We start from the raw sequence: 19,794 nt of genomic DNA, 5'->3' as shown, positions 1-19,794 counted from the left end.
ATGGATGAAGGATCTAACCGCTCCAACCTATTCCGCAACGCCATCGCCGCTTTTATCAACGAGCGCAAAGAAGCCAAGCTCAAAGGCAACGATGGCGATGGCAATGAGGCCGCCAGCAAATATGACTACGCCACCTGGCTGGCCGATGCCGCTCGCCGGGTTTCGCAGATTCAGGCGGTGACTCATGTGCTCAAGGCCACGCATCCCGATGCACGGGGCAGCAGTTTGCATGCAGTGCCGCAATCACTGCATCAACATACCGAGGTAGGCAGCCATGTATTGGGCGAGGCCTATGCCGACGATATCGTGGGCAATGCAGCGGCGCTCGATGTGTACAAGTTTCTCAAGCTGGAAGTCGGAGGCCGGCGCTTGCTGGACTGGCTACAGGACAATGATGCCGATCTGTTGAAGGCTCTGAGCGATGACCAGGCCATTGCCCATGAATGGGCAACGGCCTTCAAGGGACTGATTCGCCCTGCGGCGGCCTTGACGACTCACACCATGGCCAAGCAGGTGTACTGGAGCGTTTCCGGTGATCCGACTGACAACTTGGGCTTTCATCTCTTGCAGCCCTTGTTCGCCAGCAGCCTTGCCCATGCGGTGCATCAGGACATCAACGATAGTCGCTTCGGTGAAACCAATAAGGCCGCCCGACAGGCCAAGCGCGAGGACAAGCTTCACGAAGCGCCATACAGCGATTATCGCAATCTGGTCACTCGCAAGCTCGGTGGCACCAAGCCGCAAAACATCAGCCAGTTGAACAGCGAGCGGGGCGGGGTGAATTACCTATTGGCCTCGATACCGCCAAGCTGGAAACAGGACAGGCCACGCAACTTTCTCAATATCGAGTCGGCGCTTGATCGCTTTCGGCGCTTTGAGGGCGTTGATGAGCAAATCAAAGCCTTGTGCGACCTGCTTAGACGCGATCCGCCCAGAACGATGCCGACTCGTGAAACGCGCAAGCCTATCGAACAATCGCTGGGCGCATCACTGGCCGCCTTCGGCCTAGCCAGTCGCGAGTTGTTTGAACCCGGCTGGAGCCGCCACCCGGATTGCACACTGGCGTTGTGCGAACAGCTATGGCTTGATCCCGGGCGTATCTCTCTGCCCTTGCGTGACGATCATCTCGATGAAGACCAGGCCTTTATCACAGCCTTTCATAGCGGTGACTGGCCCGAGCAGGTCGCCCTGCGTTTTGGACAATGGCTGAACGATATCCTGCGCAAGATCGGCTTGCCTGTCGGCGATGTGGAACTGAAACATTGGGCAAAACAGGCCATCATCGAGGCAGACTCCTCTCTGCCCATCACAGGCCTGGAGGCATCCCATGGCTGAATGTCCTCACTTCACTCATCTGTTGGTCATCCCGCGTATTCGTGTGCAGAACGCCAACTCGATTTCCAGCCCGTTGACCCACGGTTTTCCGTCGATGACAGCCTTTCTGGGCCTGATGTGGGCACTGGAACGCAAGCTCAGCGAGACGGGGCTGGATCTGCAATTCAATGCCGTTGGCGTCGTGGCTCATCATCATGAAGAACAGATCACCCAAAGCGGTTTCGTCAGCACATTGCGCCTGACCCGCAACCCGATCAACAAGGACGGCAGCACTGCCGCGATTGTCGAAGAAGGTCGGATGCACATGGAAATCAGCCTGGTGTTTGCAGTGCAAAGCGAAACGCCGCCTGCCAATGCCGAAGCCGCCCAACTACTCGCAAGACAAGTACGCGATCAGCTTGCGCAACTGCGCATCGCCGGTGGCAGCGTGATCCCGTCCTCGGCACCGCCTCACAAGCAACAGCCCTTCATGGTGAACATGCCCGAAGACGATGAGGCCAAAGAAACACTCTTCTCCAGGATCCGTTTGCGCCTGCTGCCGGGCTTTACGCTGGTCGATCGTCAGGAGTTGCTGGAACAACGGCATGACGCGCTCCGGGAAGACAATCCCGATGCCTCTCGACTCGACGCCTGGCTGTCGTTGTCACGTATCAACTGGCACTGCGTTGCCAACGAAGACCCGGACAAGAAACCTGAGTGGGTCAACGATAAGAAGGGCGGCGGCTGGATCGTGCCCATCCCCGTTGGCTATGGCGCGTTGAGTGCACTGCAAGCCCCCGGCTTGGTGACCAATGCCCGCGATGGGCAAACCCCGTTCCGTTTCGTCGAAAGCCTGTACGGCATCGGTGAATGGATCAGCCCTCATCGCCTGCAAAAGCCTGAACACATGCTCTGGTACGCCGACTCACAAGCTGATGACGGCCTCTATCGCTGCGCCAATGACTATCGCCCCGTAGTGCTTCACGACTTCGACTGACTTGCTGACCATCTTCCTAAAAGGTATTTGAACATGGCTAACGACAACACCCTCAAGACCGCTTCCGTTCTGGCTTTCGAGCGCAAACTCGACCCTTCCGATGCGTTATTTCATGCTGGCGACTGGCAGTCCCGCAAGGATTGGACGCCACTGGCGATTCGTGAAAAGTCGGTTCGCGGCACCATTTCCAATCGCCTGAAAACCAAGGATCTGGACCCCGCCAAGCTGGATGCACAGATCGAAAAACCCAACCTGCAAACAGTCGATGTTGCTGCCCTGCCCCATGATGCCGACACCCTGCGAGTCAGCTTTACCCTGCGCATCCTGAGCGGCACCGGTCAACCTTCGGCCTGTAACGACACCGAGTACCGGGACAAGCTGCTGGCGACTGTCAAAAGCTATGTGGACAGCCACGGCTTCGATGAACTAGCACGCCGCTACGCCCATAACCTGGCCAATGGTCGTTTTCTCTGGCGCAACCGCATCGGTGCCGAACAGGTGCAGGTGGAAGTCGCTCACTTGGTCGATGGCAAGGCTACATCGACCTGGATTTTCGATGGTCTGGCGCTGTCGTTGCGGGACTTCAATACCAGCGCTGAAAACACCAAGGCACTGGGCGAACTGACGAAACTGATCGCCAGCGGTCTGGCCGGAGAACAGCATGTGCTGCTGGGCGTGACGGCGTATGTACGCATGGGTGCCGGGCAGGAAGTCTTCCCGTCACAGGAACTGATTCTGGATCGTGCCAGTGGCAGCAAAAGCAAGACGCTGTATCAGGTAGATGGCGTCGCGGGCATCCATTCGCAAAAGATCGGCAATGCCCTGCGCAGCATCGACACCTGGTATCAGGAAGCCGATACCAACGGCCCGATTGCCGTGGAACCCTATGGCTCGGTCACCACTCAAGGCAAGGCCTATCGCCAGCCACGCAGCACCAAGGATGACTTCTACACCCTGCTCGACGGCTGGGTGCTCAAGGACAAGGTGCCGGAGTTGAATCAACAGCACTTTGTCATCGCGACCCTGATTCGTGGCGGTGTATTTGGTGAGGCGGGCTAAGCCATGGATCATTACCTCGACCTGCAATTACTGCCCGACCCGGAGTTTGCAGCCACTTACCTGATGAGCGCACTGATGTCCAAGTTGCATCGTGGTCTGCATGACCTGCGCCGCGACGACATCGGCATCAGCTTCCCGGGTGTAGAAGGCAAAGGAGCCGGCCTTGGGGACCGTCTGCGCCTGCACGGCAGTGCACAAGCCCTGGATGCCCTGCTGGCGTTGAACTGGCTGACAGGCATGCGTGACCATGTGCGGGTGGGCAATCTGAGTACCGTGCCGAGCGGCGCACAGCATCGTCGCGTCAGCCGCGTACAAGTGGACAGCAACCCGGAGCGCGCACGGCGACGCCTGATCAAACGTCATGGCCTCACCGAAGAACAGGCCCGCGAACGCATCCCGGACAATGCCGCCAAGCGCTGCAACCTGCCCTTTACCCAACTGCGCAGCCACAGCAATGATCAGACATTCCGCCTGTTCATCCAGCACGGCCCGCTACAGGCCAGCGCTCAACCCGGAGTATTCAATAGCTATGGGCTGAGCGGCACGGCCACTGTTCCCTGGTTCTGATTTCAGGGGGCAAAGGCTGTCTTGCCCTGTCACGGGCAAGCCCCCTCCCACTGATGTGGGAGGGGGCCTTGGCCGCGACGGCGGCGTCTCGGATAACCAATAAACAGGGGCATAGGTGGGAGCGAATTCATTCGCGAAAACGGCATTCACGAGCGCTGTTTCTGACCCTCTTTTTTTGCGTCATTTCAGGCTCCTTAAAAATCAATCACTTACAAAGTCTGCTGAAAAAAGGGTAAAAGCGACTACAAAGCATGATTTCTCCTTTAAAACAGATAGTTATGGGGAAATGTGTCTTCTTCACTGCCGTGTAGGCAGCTCAGAAATGTCGCCGGACGAGACCTTCCCAGTTATGGACCTTCACTGCCGTGTAGGCAGCTCAGAAAATACGGTCAAAGGCCTGTTCGGCGATCTCGAACTTCACTGCCGTGTAGGCAGCTCAGAAAAACCTGCGCTATGCCAACCTGCGCTACGCCGACTTCACTGCCGTGTAGGCAGCTCAGAAAATCGCGAAAGCTGCAGAGCAGAGCAAGCCGGACTTCACTGCCGTGTAGGCAGCTCAGAAAGGATCGGCCTGTTTGCTGATCCCGGCCATTGCCTTCACTGCCGTGTAGGCAGCTCAGAAAACTGGCATCCATGATCGGGGTGTTGTCGAGATCTTCACTGCAGTGTAGCCAGCTCAGAAATTGAGCGGTACCGTGCGCTTGAGTTCTGAGCGCTTCACTGCCGTATAGGCAGCCCCCTAAATTGCTTTCTTGACCTACACATCGTGAACGGTATTCCTACAGCCTGCTCATAACTCTTGACTGGCTTAAGCTGAATTCCCTCATTTCTTACCCCTGGTCCTCAAGCTAACCTCACTGCCGTTCGCTGCTCAATCAGCGAGCGGGTTTGGCGACCCGATCAAGTACAAATACTCCCCATCGCGGTACAGTCGTTTTATGCTGTCTGCCACCGCGTTATGGCGGCTGTGTGCGGGAGGCCTTCGGGTCTGCCGGGTTCTTCTACTTGCCGGTTCGCCAACCCTCACACAGCTGCCACCATTGTTTGGCGACAATCCATGGCAGCTTTATTGAGCAATCCAAGTAGAGTGCCCTTAATGCGAAATTTCTTGCCCGCGTCCCCTTGCACCGACCACTTTGAAGCCACCTTGTTCTCCCGCCACCACCGCATGTTGCGAGCGATATTCACCGAAGCTCAGGCATGGTTTTGCCTTGCTGACCTCGCCCGCCTGATGGGCCAGACACTGGGTGAACGCTCGGTGCTCAAGCTTGATACCGATCAGCGCCGGGTTGTCTGGTTGCAGGCGAATGGCAAGTGGCAAAAACAGTTGATGGTCAGCGAATCAGGTGCATTTGCGTTGTTGGTTCACCATTACGTGCCTGAAAACCGGGCATTGCGACAGTGGCTGACACATGAGGTATTGCCGGTGCTGCACAGCGGGCAAAACGTGACGCTGGATAACCCGAGACTGAGCCATTTGCAGTGGCCGGGTACGTCATTGAGCGTGATGCAGTGGCGTGATGAGTCATGGATTCGTTTGCTGGATATGCCCCATGTGATATCAGAGATTCCGCAACGCCCCCAGCGAGGCATGTGGCGCAAGGTACTGGATACCTTTGCAACCTGATCCGATATGGCCTGACCAGAGAGTGTTCTTGACCCTCTTTTTTCGGGCCTTTTCGGCACCTTTTAAAATCAATGACTTACGAAACCCGCAAAAAAAAGGGTAAAACAGCACCCAGTGCATGATTTCTCTTTAAAAACGATGGGTTATTGAGCAAAGTGTCTACTTCACTGCCGCATAGGCAGCTCAGAAATGGTCGATGCCGGCGTCGGCCTTCTCGTCAAGCTTCACTGCCGCATAGGCAGCTCAGAAAAGCAGCAGGCGGGTCAATGGGGCGAACTGCAACTTCACTGCCGCATAGGCAGCTCAGAAACTGGGATCCCGTCAGGTGCCAAGGCGTCCCCACTTCACTGCCGCATAGGCAGCTCAGAAATGTACGGCCTGTGCAGCGAGTCCGAGAAGTGGCTTCACTGCCGCATAGGCAGCTCAGAAACGCATGAGTGATGGATTTGTACGCCTTGTAGCCTTCACTGCCGCATAGGCAGCTCAGAAAGTCAGAAATCATTGTGTTTGGTGGGCCATGGCCTTCACTGCCGCATAGGCAGCTCAGAAATGCCGGCCGCCGCCGAGATCTATCAGTGCTGGCTTCACTGCCGCATAGGCAGCTCAGAAATTCGCTCCTTTATGTTTCTCGGGTTGATTTCCCTTCACTGCCGCATAGGCAGCTCAGAAAATAACGGACAGCCCCACCCTCCCCAATTCTGACTTCACTGCCGCATAGGCAGCTCAGAAAAACAATTCGGCGGGGACATCGCAAAAGTTGCTCTTCACTGCCGCATAGGCAGCTCAGAAAAGGAAGAGCGGGCATAAAATCAGGACAACCAGCTTCACTGCCGCATAGGCAGCTCAGAAACTGGGCAATACCGCTGAACAGGGCGGTGCCAGCTTCACTGCCGCATAGGCAGCTCAGAAAGGCACAAACTGCAGAAGTCGTTTTCTGTGACAACTTCACTGCCGCATAGGCAGCTCAGAAAACAAGCCCCGCCGTCAAACGTGGGGCCGAGCCCTTCACTGCCGCATAGGCAGCTCAGAAACGCAGGCGAATCCGGGACCAATCGGTCAGACCCTTCACTGCCGCATAGGCAGCTCAGAAACGGTCGTTATCCGCAACACGAATGATCTGCCCCTTCACTGCCGCACAGACAGCCTCATTCCCCTCAAAGCCTCCCTCCTTGCCGTTCGCCAGCAAGCCCCGCCCTTCGCTGCAAACACCCCCACTCTCGTCTACCCTCAAACCCATCATTTAAGCGGTTGATGCCCTAACCACCTTGATTGATGGGGCCAGAACAAGAATGAAAGACCCTTATGCCTTCGGGTTCTACAGTGCCTGTCTTGCGCTGATGGTCATTGTGGCGGCGACTTTCTACAGCGCGGTTTCCGGTACGGGGCCTGCCAGGGGGCCGGAGGCTTATTTTGTCATCTATTCAGCGTCCTCTCTGATCGAAGCGCTGGCGGTGATCGGTATCGCGGGGGTGGTATTCAAGGCTTATGGTGCCTGGAAGCGGGATGTTCGCCAGCACAAGGCGCTCAGTATCATCTGGGAGGCGAATGTCGCGTTTCGGGAGATCGAGATCGGCTTCAGCGAGTGGTTTTTCGGCCCCAATGCCGATCAGAAGGCTGGCAGCGATATGCACAGTCTCGAGGTGTTGCTGAGTGGAAGCCCGTTTGGCCTGGCGCTGCGGGCGTTCAAGAAGCAATGCATCCTGCTGGACAAGGTGGTCATCAAGGATCACTGGCGCTGGCTGAACCATGCCACGACACTCGACATGCTGGCACGTGCACTGAGCACCGAGGCATTCGGGGGTGTTGCCAAAAGCCGAAGCCCCCATTCGGTCGTGGACTTTCTCTATGTGCACGAGGGCGAAGCCTGGCAACGGACCCTCGGCGAATGGGAAAACCTCATGGCGACGGTCGAAGAACAACTCGCGGCCCTGGAAGAGACCTGCACCTGAGGCCTCCTCCTGCCATTACCGATCAGATATCCAGCGTGATCTTGCCGAAGTGCCGGTTGGTTTCCTGATAGCGGAAGGCTTCGACGATATCCGTCATCGGGAACGAACGGTCCATGACCGGGCGCAGGCCGTTGGCGTTGATCGCACGGATCATGTCTTGCTGCTGGGTGCGGCTGCCGACCAGCACACCTTGCAGGCGCAGTTGCTTGAGCAGGGCCGGTACGATCGCCAGTTGACCGCTGACCCCGGTCAGAATACCGATCACCGAGATATGCCCGCCTACACGGGCCGCGTTCATGGACTGCTCCAGTGTCGAGGGGCCGCCCACTTCGATGATGTGATCAACGCCACGGCCACCGGTCAGTGCGCGTGCGGTCTCGCCCCAGTCGGGGTCCTTGCGGTAGTTGATGAGATGATCAGCACCCAGTTTGCTCAGGCGCTCCATTTTCTCATCGCTGGAGGATGTGGCAATGACCGTCGCGCCAGCCATCTTTGCGAATTGCAGGGCGAAGATCGAGACGCCGCCGGTGCCTTGCACCAAGACGGTATCCCCCGCCTTCAAGGCCCCGTCGGCCATCAAGGCGCGCCAGGCGGTCAGACCGGCGGTGGTCAGGGTCGAGGCTTCGGCATGGGTGTATCCGATCGGTGCATGGGTGAAGGCCGTAGCACGTGCCGTGACCTGCTCGCGGGCATAACCGTCGATGCCATCCCCCGGAACCGTGATAAACCCTTCTACCAAGGGTTCGCCGCTGATCCAGTCCGGGAAGAAGGTGCTGACCACCGAGTCTCCCACCTTGAATTCGCTGACGCCCTCACCCACCGCAGTGACCACGCCCGCACCGTCGGCCATGGGGATGCGCGATTCGCTGGGCCCCCACATGCCGCTGACCACGGCAAAGTCGTGATAGTTGAGGGAGTTGGCATGCAGGCGCACGGTGATTTCCCCGGCCCTGGGTGCCAGCACCTCACTTTCCCCGACAATCACCCGGTCGTAACCGCCACCGGCCTGCACGTAAATGGTCTTGTTGCTCATGAAAAACCTCCTGTCGATTCAAGATTGTGCGAAAAACGCCTGTTGGGCATGGCTTCGTTTTTGCTTCCTCTGTCACTCCTCCATTGATCGCGAGTACCGCCCATGATGAACCTGAAACACTGCACTCTGCCGCTTCTGCTGGGGCTTTCAAGCATGGCACAGGCTCAGGAGTTGTCTTCGCATCTGGACAAGGTGCTGCAAACCAGGCAAATGACGGTATGCACCACGGGTGACTACAAACCTTATTCGTTCCTGCGCGAGGACGGTGAGTACGAAGGTATCGATATCACGCTGGTGCGTTCGCTGGCACAAAGCCTGGGAGCCAGCATTCAATGGGTGCCCGGCACCTGGAAGTCCCTGATGCCCGATATGATCGCGGGTAAATGCGATATCGCGGTCGGCGGTATTTCCGTCACGCTGGAAAGGCAGAAACAGGCCTTCTTCAGCAGCACGCTCGATATCGACGGCAAGGTCCCCATCACACGCTGTGAAAACCAGGCGCTGTATCAAAGCATCGAGCAGATCAATCAGCCCTCTGTCCGCGTGATCGAACCGGCTGGCGGCACCAACGAAGCATTCGCCCGTACCTATCTGCCCAAGGCGCAACTGGCCTTCCATGACAACAAAAGTATCTTTCAGGAACTGCTGGATAAAAGAGCCGACGTGATGATCACCGAGGCTTCCGAAGCGCTTTACCAGCAAAAGCGGCTGCCCGGTCTGTGTGCAATCAACCCCACGCGTTACCTGCAATACGGCGAAAAGGCCTATCTGTTACCTCGCGGCGATGTGGCCTGGAAAAGCTATGTCGATCAATGGCTGCACCTGAGCAAAGCCACCGGCGCGTATCAACAGGCAGTGGGCGAATGGCTGGCTTTGCCGGACCAATGATTAAAAGCCATTAAATAGACATCGCTCACGCTTGAGTTTGCTTTTGTGAAGCCGATAATCGTTAAGCCCGCGCTTCAGCCGCGAGGCCTCTACTCTGCGCATAAGAATCCCATAGGGGAACGCCATGGTCCAAACTCAAGCCGCCGTTAATAAGGGCTTCACCGTAAAACAACGATTGATGACCTCTACTTTCGCCATCATCGTTGCCTTCTTCGGGCTGTCGGTTTTCATGATCCACACACTCAAGACGTCGACCGAGAATGTGGATGCACTTTATAACCGTGATTTCCTGGCGACCGAATCCGTAAACAATATCGACGGTGCGCTGACCCGGGTGGACATCAACATTCTGCGCATGATCGCTATCGCGAATCCTGAACAGACGGTCATCTGGAAAAACGAAAACGAAGCCGCCTTTGCCCAGCTCGACAAACTGACGGCCCAATTGAGCAAGGACACTGCCGATACGCTGGACGTGAAACTGACGCAACAGTTGCAAAGCGACTATGCCAAGTTGCGTGACGGCATGCGCCATCAGACCAGCGTCATCCAGGCCGGGGACATCGCCGCCGCCACCAACATCAACCGCACCGAGGTCAAACCCTTTGCAGAGCAGGTCTTCAAGACCCTGCAAACCCTGCGTGAACAAGGCAAGCAGCAGGCGGGCAAGCGCTTCCAGGAGCAGGAAGCCAGCGCCAGCCAGGCCAATACACTGGCCATTGGCGCGACCCTGCTGATTGCCGTACTGGGCGTGATCGTCACATTGCTGACCACCCGTAGCATTCTGGGGGCCATTGGTGGCGAACCGGACATGGTGGCCGCTATCACACGCACCATCGCCAAAGGCGACTTGAGCAGCACCATCCGGACGGCACCCAATGACAACGCCAGCGTCGTGGCGGCCGTCGGAGCCATGCAGGCGCAACTTCGGGAAACCTTGCAGCAGATCTCCAGCTCCGCCACCCAGCTCGCTTCCGCAGCCGAAGAGATGACGGCCATCACCGAAGATGGCGTGCAAGGTATCCAGAGGCAGAACAACGAAATCGATCAGGCCGCCACGGCGGTCAATGAAATGACCAGCGCGGTCGAAGAAGTCGCCCGCAACGCCGAGCACACCGCCCGTTCTTCCAGCAATGCCACAGGGGCGGCGCAAGACGGTCTGGGGCTGGTCAAGAAGACGGTCAACGCCATCGACACCATGAGCACCGATGTGCAGAAAACCGCCACGCTGATCGGTGAGCTGGCAGACCAGTCGCGTGATATCGGCAAGGTACTGGATGTGATCCGCGGCCTCGCGGAACAGACCAACCTGCTGGCCTTGAACGCGGCCATCGAAGCGGCGCGTGCCGGTGAAGCCGGGCGCGGGTTTGCGGTAGTGGCCGACGAGGTGCGCGCCCTGGCTCATCGCACTCAGCAATCGACCAGCGAAATCGAGCGTCTGGTCACCAATATCCAGAACGGTACAGAGAAAGCCGTAGGCTCCATGCGCGGCAACACGGAACTGGCCAGCGAAACCCTGGGCATCGCCGAAGGGGCCAACGAGGCGTTGAGCAAGATCAACGCCGCAGTCAGCGAGATCAACGACCTCAATCTGGTCATTGCCAGCGCAGCACAGGAACAGGCCCATGTGGCCCGTGAAGTGGACCGCAACCTGGTGAACATCCGCGACCTGTCGGCACAATCTTCATCCGGCGCCCAACAGACCAGCACAGCGAGTCGCGAACTGTCGCGGCTGGCGGTCGATCTGAGCGGCATCGTCGGACGTTTCCGTCTGTCCTGATGCAGACGACACCCTTTCCGCTGCAACGGCGGAAAGGGTTGCCCGCCCACCTCTCCTCGTTTTATCCGAACATCCCTGTTGAAAGCCATCACGAGCTGAAATAGCGTATCGCCCTGGACGACCAAGGAACTACGCATGAAGCCCAGCCAAACCATCACTCGTGCGTTCTGCGTCGAGTTGCAGCAGGAACTGTCGATCACAGCGGCCCGACGGGAGTATTTCTCTCAGGAACCACCACGCTCGCGATTCGAGTTTCTGTGCTCAAGCGAGGCCTGTCGTGCGCAGGGGGTCAAGGTGACGGGTGTCAGGTATGACGTGAAGCCTCAGGACAATCCGACCTTCGTGGCCGCTCACTTTCGCGCCAACCCGCATTACGGCCATCACCCCGATTGCGAATGGGTCGATGAAAATGCCGAAGAAACCGAGGCAGAGGTCAGCTCCGAAGAAAGCGATCCACTCGTACGCCAGCGCAAGGCCCGGCGCAAGCTGGATGATTACATCGATGTCTTCGATCCCGTCATAAAAGACCCCGTCAAGGAGAAAGCCGGGGAAGACAAATCAGGCTCTCGTACACCACAGCCAGCCAACGCTAATCCCGCGACAGCAACTACCAGCCCTGGCGCGCCTCGCTACAACGAAACCCGCACCAATAACCTTGAGCGGCTGGTGGAGTGTTATCGCCAGGCCAAGGCTCAACTGTCTCCCGATGATTTCAAACTGCTGACTCTCAGGATTCCCGGGCAGGGTGAGCTGTCTCTGCGTTCGTACTTTCGCCATATCAAGTACGCGCAAACAGGGAACAATGAAAAAGTGCTTTATGGAGGCGGCCTGGTAGAACGCTATGGGCTGGGCTTCAAGTTCAAGTTCTTCGACCGTCTCGAAGGCAAACTGGTAACCCTGTACGTCTCGCCCGCGCAAATGCAGGCCTATCGTTCCAGCCGGTATATCAGCGAATTGCTGAGCCACGCTGACGAAGTGAAGTTCTTCACGGTCTACGCGCTGGGGAATGTGGTCAAAAGCCCGTCGGGCAAGAGCTTCAGCGTTGAAGTCGATGACCTTCGGCACCTGGTGATTGTGCTGGGGCCGACGAAGGAATAGAGCATGTATTCGCGGATAAATCCGCTCCTACAGTGTAGGAGCGAATTCATTCGCGAAACCGGGGTGAAGCGATCAGACCTTGACGATCCAGCCTGCAGGCGCTTCAACATCACCCGATTGCACGCCGGTAAGCTCAGCGTAAAGCTTGCGGGTTACCGGGCCGACGTCTGTCTCGCTGTAGAAGACGTGCAGCTTGTCCTTGTAGGAAATGCCACCAATCGGGGTAATGACAGCAGCGGTACCGCAGGCGCCCGCTTCCTTGAACTCATCGATCTTGTCGATGAGCACATCGCCTTCCACGACCTTCAGCCCCAGGCGGGTTTCGGCCAGCTCCATCAGCGACAGACGGGTGATGCCCGGCAGTACCGAAGGCGACTTGGGCGTGATGAACTCATTGTTGGCCGTGATGGCAAAGAAGTTGGCCGAACCGACTTCCTCGATCTTGGAGTGGGTTTGCGGGTCCAGGTAAATGCAGTCGGCGAAGCTGTATTTGCGCGCTTCGGAACCCGGCATCAGGCTGGCGGCATAGTTACCACCGACCTTGGCGGCGCCAGTACCGTTGGGAGCCGCACGGTCGTAGCCGGAGATCACGAAGTTGTTCGGCTTCAGGCCGCCTTTGAAGTAGGCACCGACCGGGATACAGAAGATCGAGAAGATGAACTCGGGGGCACTGCGCACACCGATGTTGTCACCAACGCCAATCACGAACGGACGCAGGTACAACGCACCACCGGAACCATAAGGCGGGATGAAACGTTCGTTGGCCTGGACGACCTTGCGGCACGCCTCGATGAACACATCGGTCGGCACCTGTGGCATCAGCAGGCGACCACAGCTGCGCTGCATGCGCAGGGCGTTCTGGTCCGGGCGGAACAGGTTGATCGAGCCATCCTTGCAACGGTAGGCCTTCAGACCTTCAAAGCACTGCTGGCCGTAATGCAGCGCGGTGGAACCTTCGCTGATGTGCAGGATGTTGTCTTCTGTCAGGGAACCTTCATCCCAGGCACCGTTACGCCAGTGAGAGAGGTAGCGCATATCGGTTTTGATGTAGTCGAAACCCAGGGTTTCCCAGTTAATGCTTGCTTGACTCATAACGCCCTCTTTCATTTAGCCGCTGCCTGGACGAATCAGGCCAAAGCCGTATTCTGCCAGATCATTTCAAGGCTGAGGCTTGAAATAAGCACTCTTCATGGGTTTTGAAGCAACCACTGCAACCAATGCCCGTCATTTACCCCGGCCACTCAACACCAGACGCTTGAAACGCTTCCAGGTGGTGCGGTTCATGTGCTTGAGGGGAATCGAGCGCAGCAGGCCCCAGGCATGTTTCTTGTCCGACACGACGGCGTACTTGAGCGCCTTGTGAACGATGAATGTCCGGCCTTTCTGGTATTCGTGGTGCGAACTGTAGGGTGCGATGCTCTTGAGGTCAGCATCGAGCAGCACCTTGTAACGCCGGGAAAGATTGTTCGCATGACGCCGGTAGCGTGTCACGATGACAGGAATGACATCGACGCCATAACCCTGGGCGGCAATTCTCAGTGTGATCTGGAAATCCTGAACCTTGATCGCAGGGTCATAGCCGTTGGCGTCCTTGAGGGCCTGCATGCGATAAAGCGCCACCGGAGCCCCCACAACCGAGGCACGACGGAGAATATCGTCGAAATTCAGGTGTTCCACTTCAGTCCGCGACTGGGACTTGGTGTTATTGCCATCACTGTCCATGTAAGTGATCAGCGCGCCGACACAGCCTACGTTCGGGTGTTGGTCCAGGTACTGTGCACGGACACGCACGGACGACTCGAGCATGATGTCGTCCAGATCCGGCGTGGAGACATACACGCCCTTGGCGTATCGAAGACCGTGGTTGAGCGCGGCGCTCACGCCCTGATTGGGCTGGGTGTACAGTTGAAAGGAATACTTGCCCTGCAATGACTGGAGCATGGCGTAGCTGTTGTCGGTGGAACCGTCATCGACAATGATGACCTCGAAGTTTTCATAGTCCTGCGCGAAGATGCTTTCCAGGGCTGACTCGAGGTATTTTTCTGCGTTGTAGCAGGGTGCAATGATCGAAACGAGAGGAGACCCTCCCGACGACTGCTTTTCTGTAGAGATCATTTGGTCATTCATCGTTTGTATTGTTATACCTTTACGAGCGGACGCTGAACGTTCCACCCTGCAACCAGCCACATGAGAACCTGATGAATCGGCAGTCCCTGCGCACTACGCGATTAAACAACGTTCAACAGGGCAATGTCGAACGACAGCATGCTAACGAAACCGCACACCCGACGGAGAACAACCATGGGTATAGACAAGATCCTGCTGGCACTGGCCCTCACCGGCCTTGCAAGCCTGGCCAATGCTGCCAATAGCCCGGTGGTCAACGCTAAACCCGCACCGACGCCGACGACCACAACCACCACGACTCAGCAGACCACCCACGTTGATCTGCCCAAGACCAGCACGGTTGTCAGCCCCGAAGACATCAAACGTTTCAAGGCTGGCAGCAATGACTCGAAAGCCGAAGTGAAGTGAACACCCATAAAAAAACCCTGCTCTTTTCAGAACAGGGTTTTTGATGTTTCGGCTTCAGGGGATGAGTCAGAAGGCGTAGGTCACCAACAGCTCTTTTGTCACCTGAAAGTCCACCGACATCATCACGCTCAAGGCAGTGATGGTGAAGATGGAGAACACGAACAGCTTGCGGGCCCAGACAGTATCGTCCGCAGCCTTGTAGCCCTTCCATGCCATGTACAACCAGTACATCCCCATGCCCGCTGCAACAGCGAGGTAGTTCAGACCGGCGTAACCGCCGAACGTCAACATCAAGGTGGCCACGAGGAACGCCAGGATGTAGAGCAGGATATGGCGCTTGGTAACCAGAATGCCGCGCTTGACCGGAAGGACCGGAATCTTCGCTGCACGATAGTCGTTGAAACGGAAGATCGCGATCGCATACGAGTGCGGCATCTGCCACAGGCTGAACATCACCAGTAGCGTCCATGCCGCAAAGTCGAAGCTGTTGCTCACTGCGCAGTAGCCAATCACCGGAGGCATGGCCCCCGACAGGCTGCCGATCAGGGTGCCGTGTACGGATTTACGCTTGAAGTACAGGCTGTAGAAGCCCACGTAGATCACGAACCCGATCACCACCAACATGGCAGCCAGAGGATTGGCGTAGGTGTACAGCAGGCTGACACCGGCTATGCCAAGAATCGTGGCATAGATCAGTGCAAGCTTGATGGAAACCAGGCCCTGCACCAGCACACGGTTGCGAGTCCGCTCCATGCGCTGGTCGATATCACGATCGATGCAGTTGTTGAATACGCAACCGGACGCTACGACCAGGGAGGTACCGATTACCGCCGCAAGAAACACGACGAAATCGATATCACCCTTGGATGCCAGAAAAAAGCCACCTGCCACCGAAAGCACGTTACCGAAAATGATCCCCGGCTTGGTGATTTGGATAAAGTGCTTCAGGGACATCTGGTATTCCTCAATGCGCCATCATTTCGCGATGGATGCTGAAAATGATCCACAGCGACAGGCCAACCAGCAGAACGATAACCAACGTCGTGAAGGCAAAAGCCATCACGTTGTTGCGCTGCGTACCCGAGAAGTCCAGGTGCAGGAAGTAATGCAGGTGTACCAGGATCTGGATGATCGCGAATGCCAGGATGATCGCGATGGTCATGTCTTTCGGCAACGAAGGAGACATTACCAGAGCGAACGGGATGGCCGTCAGGATAATCGACAGAATGAAGCCGATGACATACGACTTCACTGAGCCATGACTGTTGTCATCGTGGTGTGAATTCGCCATTTACAGGGCCCCCATCAGATAGACAACAGTGAACACGCCGATCCAGACCACGTCCAGGAAGTGCCAGAACAGGCTCAGGCAGCTCAGACGCGTCTTGTTGCTGTTGGTCAGGCCCTTTTTCTGGACCTGATACATCATGACCGCCATCCAGATCAGACCGCTGGTCACGTGCAGACCGTGCAGACCTACCAGCGAGAAGAACGCCGACAGGAAGCCGCTGCGGCTAGGACCGTAGCCTTCGTGGATCAGGTGATGGAATTCATAGATTTCCATCCCGATAAACGCTGCACCGCACAGGAAGGTCAGGAACAACCAGCCCAGTACCTGGCTTTTCTTGCCCTTGTAGAGCGCCAGCATGGCAAAGCCATAAGTGATACTACTGACCAGCAGGAACGCAGTTTCGACCGCTACGAAAGGCAGCAGGAAGATGTCCTGGCCCGACGGGCCGCCCGCGACACTGTTGACCATCACGGCGTAGACCGCGAAGAACGATGCGAACAACACGCAGTCGGTCATCAGGTACAGCCAGAAGCCGTAGACCGTCATGCCACCGCTGTCGTGGTGATCGTCATGCCCATGATCATGGTCATGACCGTGGGCTTCGGAGTTCATTGCAATATTTGACATGTTTAAACCTGTTCCAGCGAGGACTTGACAGGAGTGTATGCACCGTTGGCCGCCAGGACCTTGTGATGCTCACCTTCAATACGCGCTACTTCTTCAGCCGGCACCATGTAGCCCTGGTCGTCACGCGCAGCGTGAGCAACGAAGACAGAGATGGTCGCGATCAGGCTTGCACCCACCAGCCACCAGATGTGCCAGATGAACGCGAAGCCAAAGACGGTCAGCAGCATACCCATGTACAGGCCGGTGGCCGTGTTGTTAGGCATGTGGATCGCCGAGTACTTGGCCGGAACCTTGTAGGCGGTACCGTCACGCTTGGCATCGGTGAACGCATCGATGTCTTTTGCCTCAGGCAGCACGGCAAAGTTGTAGAACGGTGGTGGCGAAGAAGTGGACCACTCCAGGGTGTGGCCATTCCACGGGTCACCAGTGACATCGCGGTTCTTGTTGCGGTCACGGATACTGACGAACAGTTGAATCAACTGGCAGGCAACACCCAGCGCAATCAGTGCGGCACCGAAGAAGGCGACGTTCAGATAGATGTTCCACTCAGGCATGTCGGTAGCGTTCAGGCGACGGGTCATACCCAGGAAGCCCAGCGCATACAGAGGCATGAATGCAACGAAGAAGCCGGTGATCCAGAACCAGAATGCGCCCTTGCCCCAGCCTTCGTGCAGCTTGAAGCCGAACGCTTTCGGGAACCAGAATGCGAAACCGGCAACGTAACCGAATACCGCACCGCCGATGATGACGTTGTGGAAGTGAGCGATTACGAACAGGCTGTTGTGCAGTACGAAGTCAGCACCAGGGATCGCCAGCAGAACGCCGGTCATGCCGCCGATCGAGAAGGTGACCATGAAGCCCAGGGTCCAGAGTACTGGCGCGGTGAAGCGCAGGCGGCCCTGGTAGATGGTGAACAGCCAGTTGAACAGCTTCACACCCGTCGGGATCGCGATGAGCATCGTCGCCAGACCGAAGAAGGCGTTGACGTTCGCACCCGCACCCATGGTGAAGAAGTGGTGCAGCCAGACCATGAAGCCCAGTACGCAGATCGCACCGGAGGCGAAGATCATCGACTTGTGGCCGAACAGACGCTTGCCGGTGAACGTCGAGATGACTTCGGAGAAGACACCGAACGCCGGCAGAATCAGGATGTAAACCTCAGGGTGACCCCATGCCCAGAACAGGTTCACGTACATCATCGGGTTACCACCCAACTCGTTCGTGAAAATGTGGAAGTCCAGGTAACGGTCAAGTGTCAGCAGCGCGAGGCAAGCGGTCAGGATCGGGAACGAAGCCACGATCAGAACGTTCGACCAGGTGCAGGTCCAGGTGAAGATAGGCATGTCCATCAGTTTCATGCCAGGAGTGCGCATTTTCAGCACGGTCACCAGGAAGTTCACGCCCGTCAATGTCGTACCCAGTCCGGACAGCTGTAGCGCCCAGATGTAGTAGTCGACACCCACGCCAGGGCTGTACTGCAAGCCCGACAGCGGCGGATACGCAACCCAGCCGGTCTTGGCGAATTCGCCAACACCCAGCGAGATGTTGATCAGCAGCATGCCGGCTACCAGCAGCCAGAAGCTCAGGGAGTTCAGGAACGGGAAAGCCACGTCGCGAGCACCGATCTGCAGAGGCAGAACGATGTTCATCAGGCCGGTGAAGAACGGCATCGCCATGAAGATGATCATGATCACACCGTGAGCGGTGAAGATCTGGTCATAGTGTTCAGGCGGCAGGAAGCCTTCCGCGCCGTTCTGGGCCATTGCCAGCTGGGCACGCATCATGATGGCGTCAGCAAAGCCACGCAGCAGCATGACCAGAGCGACGATGATGTACATCACGCCGATTTTCTTGTGGTCGACGGACGTCAGCCACTCAGTCCACAGGTAGGACCACTTCTTGAAATAAGTGATAGCCCCGACAACGCCCAGACCACCGAGCGCGATCATGGCAAGGGTCACCATGACTATCGGCTCGTGGAACGGAACCGCTTCCCAACTTAATTTGCCTAACATCGTTTACTCCTCTGCCCCAGCAGCTGAATTTTTGCCTTTTTCCGCACCTTCGGTACCGGCAACTTCCTTCTCACCAGGGACAAGCTTCTTGCCTGGATTCATACCTTCATACTTGTCGATGACGATCTGGAACAGGTTCGGAGTGACCGTGGAATAAAGTTCGACGGGGTTGCGCTCGCTAGGTTTGGCCAGTTCAGTGTATTCAGCCGCACCAAGCTGTTTTGGTGAACTCTTGACTTCGTTGACCCAGGCATCGAAATCAGCCTGGCTGGTAGCGATAGCCTTGAATTTCATGCCGGTGAAGCCCGCGCCGCTGTAGTTGGCCGAGATACCGTTGAATTCGTGGTTTTCGTTGGCGATCAGGTGCAGCTTGGTGTGCATACCCGCCATTGCGTAGATCTGGCCGCCCAGACCTGGAATGAAGAACGAGTTCATTACAGTGTCGGAGGTCACCTGGAAATTGACCGGTGTGTTGGCCGGGAAAACGATCTTGTTGACCGTGGCAATGCCTTGTTCCGGATAGATGAACAGCCATTTCCAGTCCAGCGCGACAACCTGGATGGTCACAGGTTTCACTTCGGACTCAAGCGGACGGTATGGGTCCAGCGAGTGAGTGGAAATGTAGGTGAAGTAACCCAGGAAGATCAGCAGGATGATCGGCACGCCCCAGACCGCGACTTCGATCTTGGTGGAGTGGGACCAGTCCGGCGTGTACTTGGCGGCCTTGTTGGACGCGCGATACTTCCAGGCAAAGATGAGGGTCATGAAAATGACCGGAATGACCACGATGAGCATCAGCAACGTAGCGATGACGATCAGGTTCCGCTGTTCGATACCCACCTGCCCTTTCGGATCGAGGAGAGGAAAGCCGTCACAGCCGCTGAGAAACAGCATGCTGAGCAGGGCCAAATAGCCAAAAAACCAGGGGTACCTTTTTTTACTCATCTCACGACCTCTAAAAGCAGCTTGCGCGGTGCAGTGGGTTTCGACCGCCAACACTTCACCCTGCCAGTG

The 19,794-nt window shown here is 56.9% G+C and carries 18 protein-coding genes and 2 CRISPR repeat arrays; of the genes, 10 read left to right on the top strand and 8 right to left on the bottom strand.

What is annotated here, in order from left to right; all coding sequences use genetic code 11:
• From csy1 to ACIPY9_RS01650, 6 genes are all read left to right on the top strand, one after another.
• Window positions 1-1,335: a type I-F CRISPR-associated protein Csy1 gene (gene csy1, locus ACIPY9_RS01675; RefSeq protein ID WP_400696530.1), complete on the top strand. Its 1,335-nt coding sequence runs from the start codon at window positions 1-3 to the stop codon at window positions 1,333-1,335.
• Window positions 1,328-2,311, top strand: a complete 984-nt coding sequence (gene csy2 / locus ACIPY9_RS01670) for a type I-F CRISPR-associated protein Csy2 (protein ID WP_400696529.1) — start codon at window positions 1,328-1,330, stop codon at window positions 2,309-2,311. The genes csy1 and csy2 overlap by 8 nt, the downstream gene beginning before the upstream one ends.
• Before the next feature lie 33 nt (window positions 2,312-2,344).
• Window positions 2,345-3,370 (top strand): type I-F CRISPR-associated protein Csy3, encoded by a 1,026-nt coding sequence (csy3, locus tag ACIPY9_RS01665; protein ID WP_400696528.1) that lies wholly within the window; start codon window positions 2,345-2,347, stop codon window positions 3,368-3,370.
• A 3-nt stretch (window positions 3,371-3,373) separates the two neighbouring features.
• Window positions 3,374-3,937 (top strand): type I-F CRISPR-associated endoribonuclease Cas6/Csy4, encoded by a 564-nt coding sequence (cas6f, locus tag ACIPY9_RS01660; protein WP_400696527.1) that lies wholly within the window; start codon window positions 3,374-3,376, stop codon window positions 3,935-3,937.
• Window positions 3,938-4,232: 295 nt separating this feature from the next.
• A CRISPR array of direct repeats spans window positions 4,233-4,680; the repeat unit is 28 nt; unit sequence CTTCACTGCCGTGTAGGCAGCTCAGAAA.
• Window positions 4,681-5,033: 353 nt separating this feature from the next.
• The gene (locus ACIPY9_RS01655) at window positions 5,034-5,564 is read left to right on the top strand and encodes a Bro-N domain-containing protein (RefSeq protein ID WP_400696525.1); all 531 of its coding nucleotides are present in this window, start codon (window positions 5,034-5,036) and stop codon (window positions 5,562-5,564) included.
• 162 nt (window positions 5,565-5,726) lie between these two features.
• A CRISPR array of direct repeats spans window positions 5,727-6,715; the repeat unit is 28 nt; unit sequence CTTCACTGCCGCATAGGCAGCTCAGAAA.
• 138 nt (window positions 6,716-6,853) lie between these two features.
• The gene (locus tag ACIPY9_RS01650) at window positions 6,854-7,513 is read left to right on the top strand and encodes a hypothetical protein (protein WP_400696524.1); all 660 of its coding nucleotides are present in this window, start codon (window positions 6,854-6,856) and stop codon (window positions 7,511-7,513) included.
• A gap of 22 nt (window positions 7,514-7,535) precedes the next feature.
• On the opposite strand, the gene ACIPY9_RS01645 is transcribed toward ACIPY9_RS01650, so the two are convergent.
• Window positions 7,536-8,546: an NAD(P)-dependent alcohol dehydrogenase gene (locus tag ACIPY9_RS01645; protein ID WP_400696522.1), complete on the bottom strand. Its 1,011-nt coding sequence runs from the start codon at window positions 8,544-8,546 to the stop codon at window positions 7,536-7,538.
• Between the two features lie 102 nt (window positions 8,547-8,648).
• Between ACIPY9_RS01645 and ACIPY9_RS01640 the strand changes: the two genes are divergently transcribed.
• The 3 genes from ACIPY9_RS01640 to ACIPY9_RS01630 all read left to right on the top strand — a co-directional run bounded on the left by ACIPY9_RS01640 (window position 8,649) and on the right by ACIPY9_RS01630 (window position 12,312).
• Window positions 8,649-9,434 (top strand): transporter substrate-binding domain-containing protein, encoded by a 786-nt coding sequence (locus tag ACIPY9_RS01640; RefSeq protein ID WP_400696520.1) that lies wholly within the window; start codon window positions 8,649-8,651, stop codon window positions 9,432-9,434.
• Window positions 9,435-9,558: 124 nt separating this feature from the next.
• Complete coding sequence (locus ACIPY9_RS01635; RefSeq protein ID WP_400696519.1) at window positions 9,559-11,214, top strand: methyl-accepting chemotaxis protein; 1,656 nt, start codon at window positions 9,559-9,561, stop codon at window positions 11,212-11,214.
• Between the two features lie 135 nt (window positions 11,215-11,349).
• The gene (locus tag ACIPY9_RS01630; protein ID WP_400696518.1) at window positions 11,350-12,312 is read left to right on the top strand and encodes an ATPase; all 963 of its coding nucleotides are present in this window, start codon (window positions 11,350-11,352) and stop codon (window positions 12,310-12,312) included.
• Window positions 12,313-12,384: 72 nt separating this feature from the next.
• Here ACIPY9_RS01630 and ACIPY9_RS01625 read toward each other — a convergent pair whose 3' ends face one another.
• Together ACIPY9_RS01625 and ACIPY9_RS01620 are read right to left on the bottom strand one after the other, a co-directional pair.
• Window positions 12,385-13,404, bottom strand: coding sequence for a branched-chain amino acid aminotransferase (locus tag ACIPY9_RS01625; protein ID WP_400696517.1), 1,020 nt, complete (start codon window positions 13,402-13,404; stop codon window positions 12,385-12,387).
• Between the two features lie 132 nt (window positions 13,405-13,536).
• Complete coding sequence (locus ACIPY9_RS01620) at window positions 13,537-14,427, bottom strand: glycosyltransferase family 2 protein (protein WP_400696516.1); 891 nt, start codon at window positions 14,425-14,427, stop codon at window positions 13,537-13,539.
• A 186-nt stretch (window positions 14,428-14,613) separates the two neighbouring features.
• Between ACIPY9_RS01620 and ACIPY9_RS01615 the strand changes: the two genes are divergently transcribed.
• Window positions 14,614-14,847 (top strand): hypothetical protein, encoded by a 234-nt coding sequence (locus ACIPY9_RS01615; protein ID WP_400696514.1) that lies wholly within the window; start codon window positions 14,614-14,616, stop codon window positions 14,845-14,847.
• A gap of 66 nt (window positions 14,848-14,913) precedes the next feature.
• On the opposite strand, the gene cyoE is transcribed toward ACIPY9_RS01615, so the two are convergent.
• The 5 genes from cyoE to cyoA are packed head-to-tail and all read right to left on the bottom strand — an operon-like array spanning window position 14,914 to window position 19,725.
• The gene (gene cyoE / locus ACIPY9_RS01610; RefSeq protein ID WP_400696513.1) at window positions 14,914-15,801 is read right to left on the bottom strand and encodes a heme o synthase; all 888 of its coding nucleotides are present in this window, start codon (window positions 15,799-15,801) and stop codon (window positions 14,914-14,916) included.
• A gap of 10 nt (window positions 15,802-15,811) precedes the next feature.
• Window positions 15,812-16,138 carry a cytochrome o ubiquinol oxidase subunit IV gene (gene cyoD, locus ACIPY9_RS01605; protein ID WP_400696511.1) on the bottom strand — a complete coding sequence of 109 codons (327 nt, stop codon included), beginning with the start codon at window positions 16,136-16,138 and terminating at the stop codon, window positions 15,812-15,814.
• Window positions 16,139-16,765 carry a cytochrome o ubiquinol oxidase subunit III gene (gene cyoC / locus ACIPY9_RS01600; protein WP_400696510.1) on the bottom strand — a complete coding sequence of 209 codons (627 nt, stop codon included), beginning with the start codon at window positions 16,763-16,765 and terminating at the stop codon, window positions 16,139-16,141.
• Window positions 16,766-16,767: 2 nt separating this feature from the next.
• Window positions 16,768-18,780 (bottom strand): cytochrome o ubiquinol oxidase subunit I, encoded by a 2,013-nt coding sequence (gene cyoB / locus ACIPY9_RS01595; RefSeq protein ID WP_400696509.1) that lies wholly within the window; start codon window positions 18,778-18,780, stop codon window positions 16,768-16,770.
• 3 nt (window positions 18,781-18,783) lie between these two features.
• Window positions 18,784-19,725 (bottom strand): ubiquinol oxidase subunit II, encoded by a 942-nt coding sequence (cyoA, locus tag ACIPY9_RS01590; RefSeq protein ID WP_400696838.1) that lies wholly within the window; start codon window positions 19,723-19,725, stop codon window positions 18,784-18,786.
• Between the last annotated feature and the right edge of the window lie 69 nt (window positions 19,726-19,794).

Origin of the sequence: Pseudomonas sp. NPDC089734 (assembly GCF_044748865.1) — a bacterium.
Taxonomy (GTDB): Bacteria; Pseudomonadota; Gammaproteobacteria; order Pseudomonadales; family Pseudomonadaceae; genus Aquipseudomonas.
The sequence above is the reverse complement of the archived record's forward strand: the minus strand, read 5'-3'. Positions and strand labels throughout refer to the sequence as shown.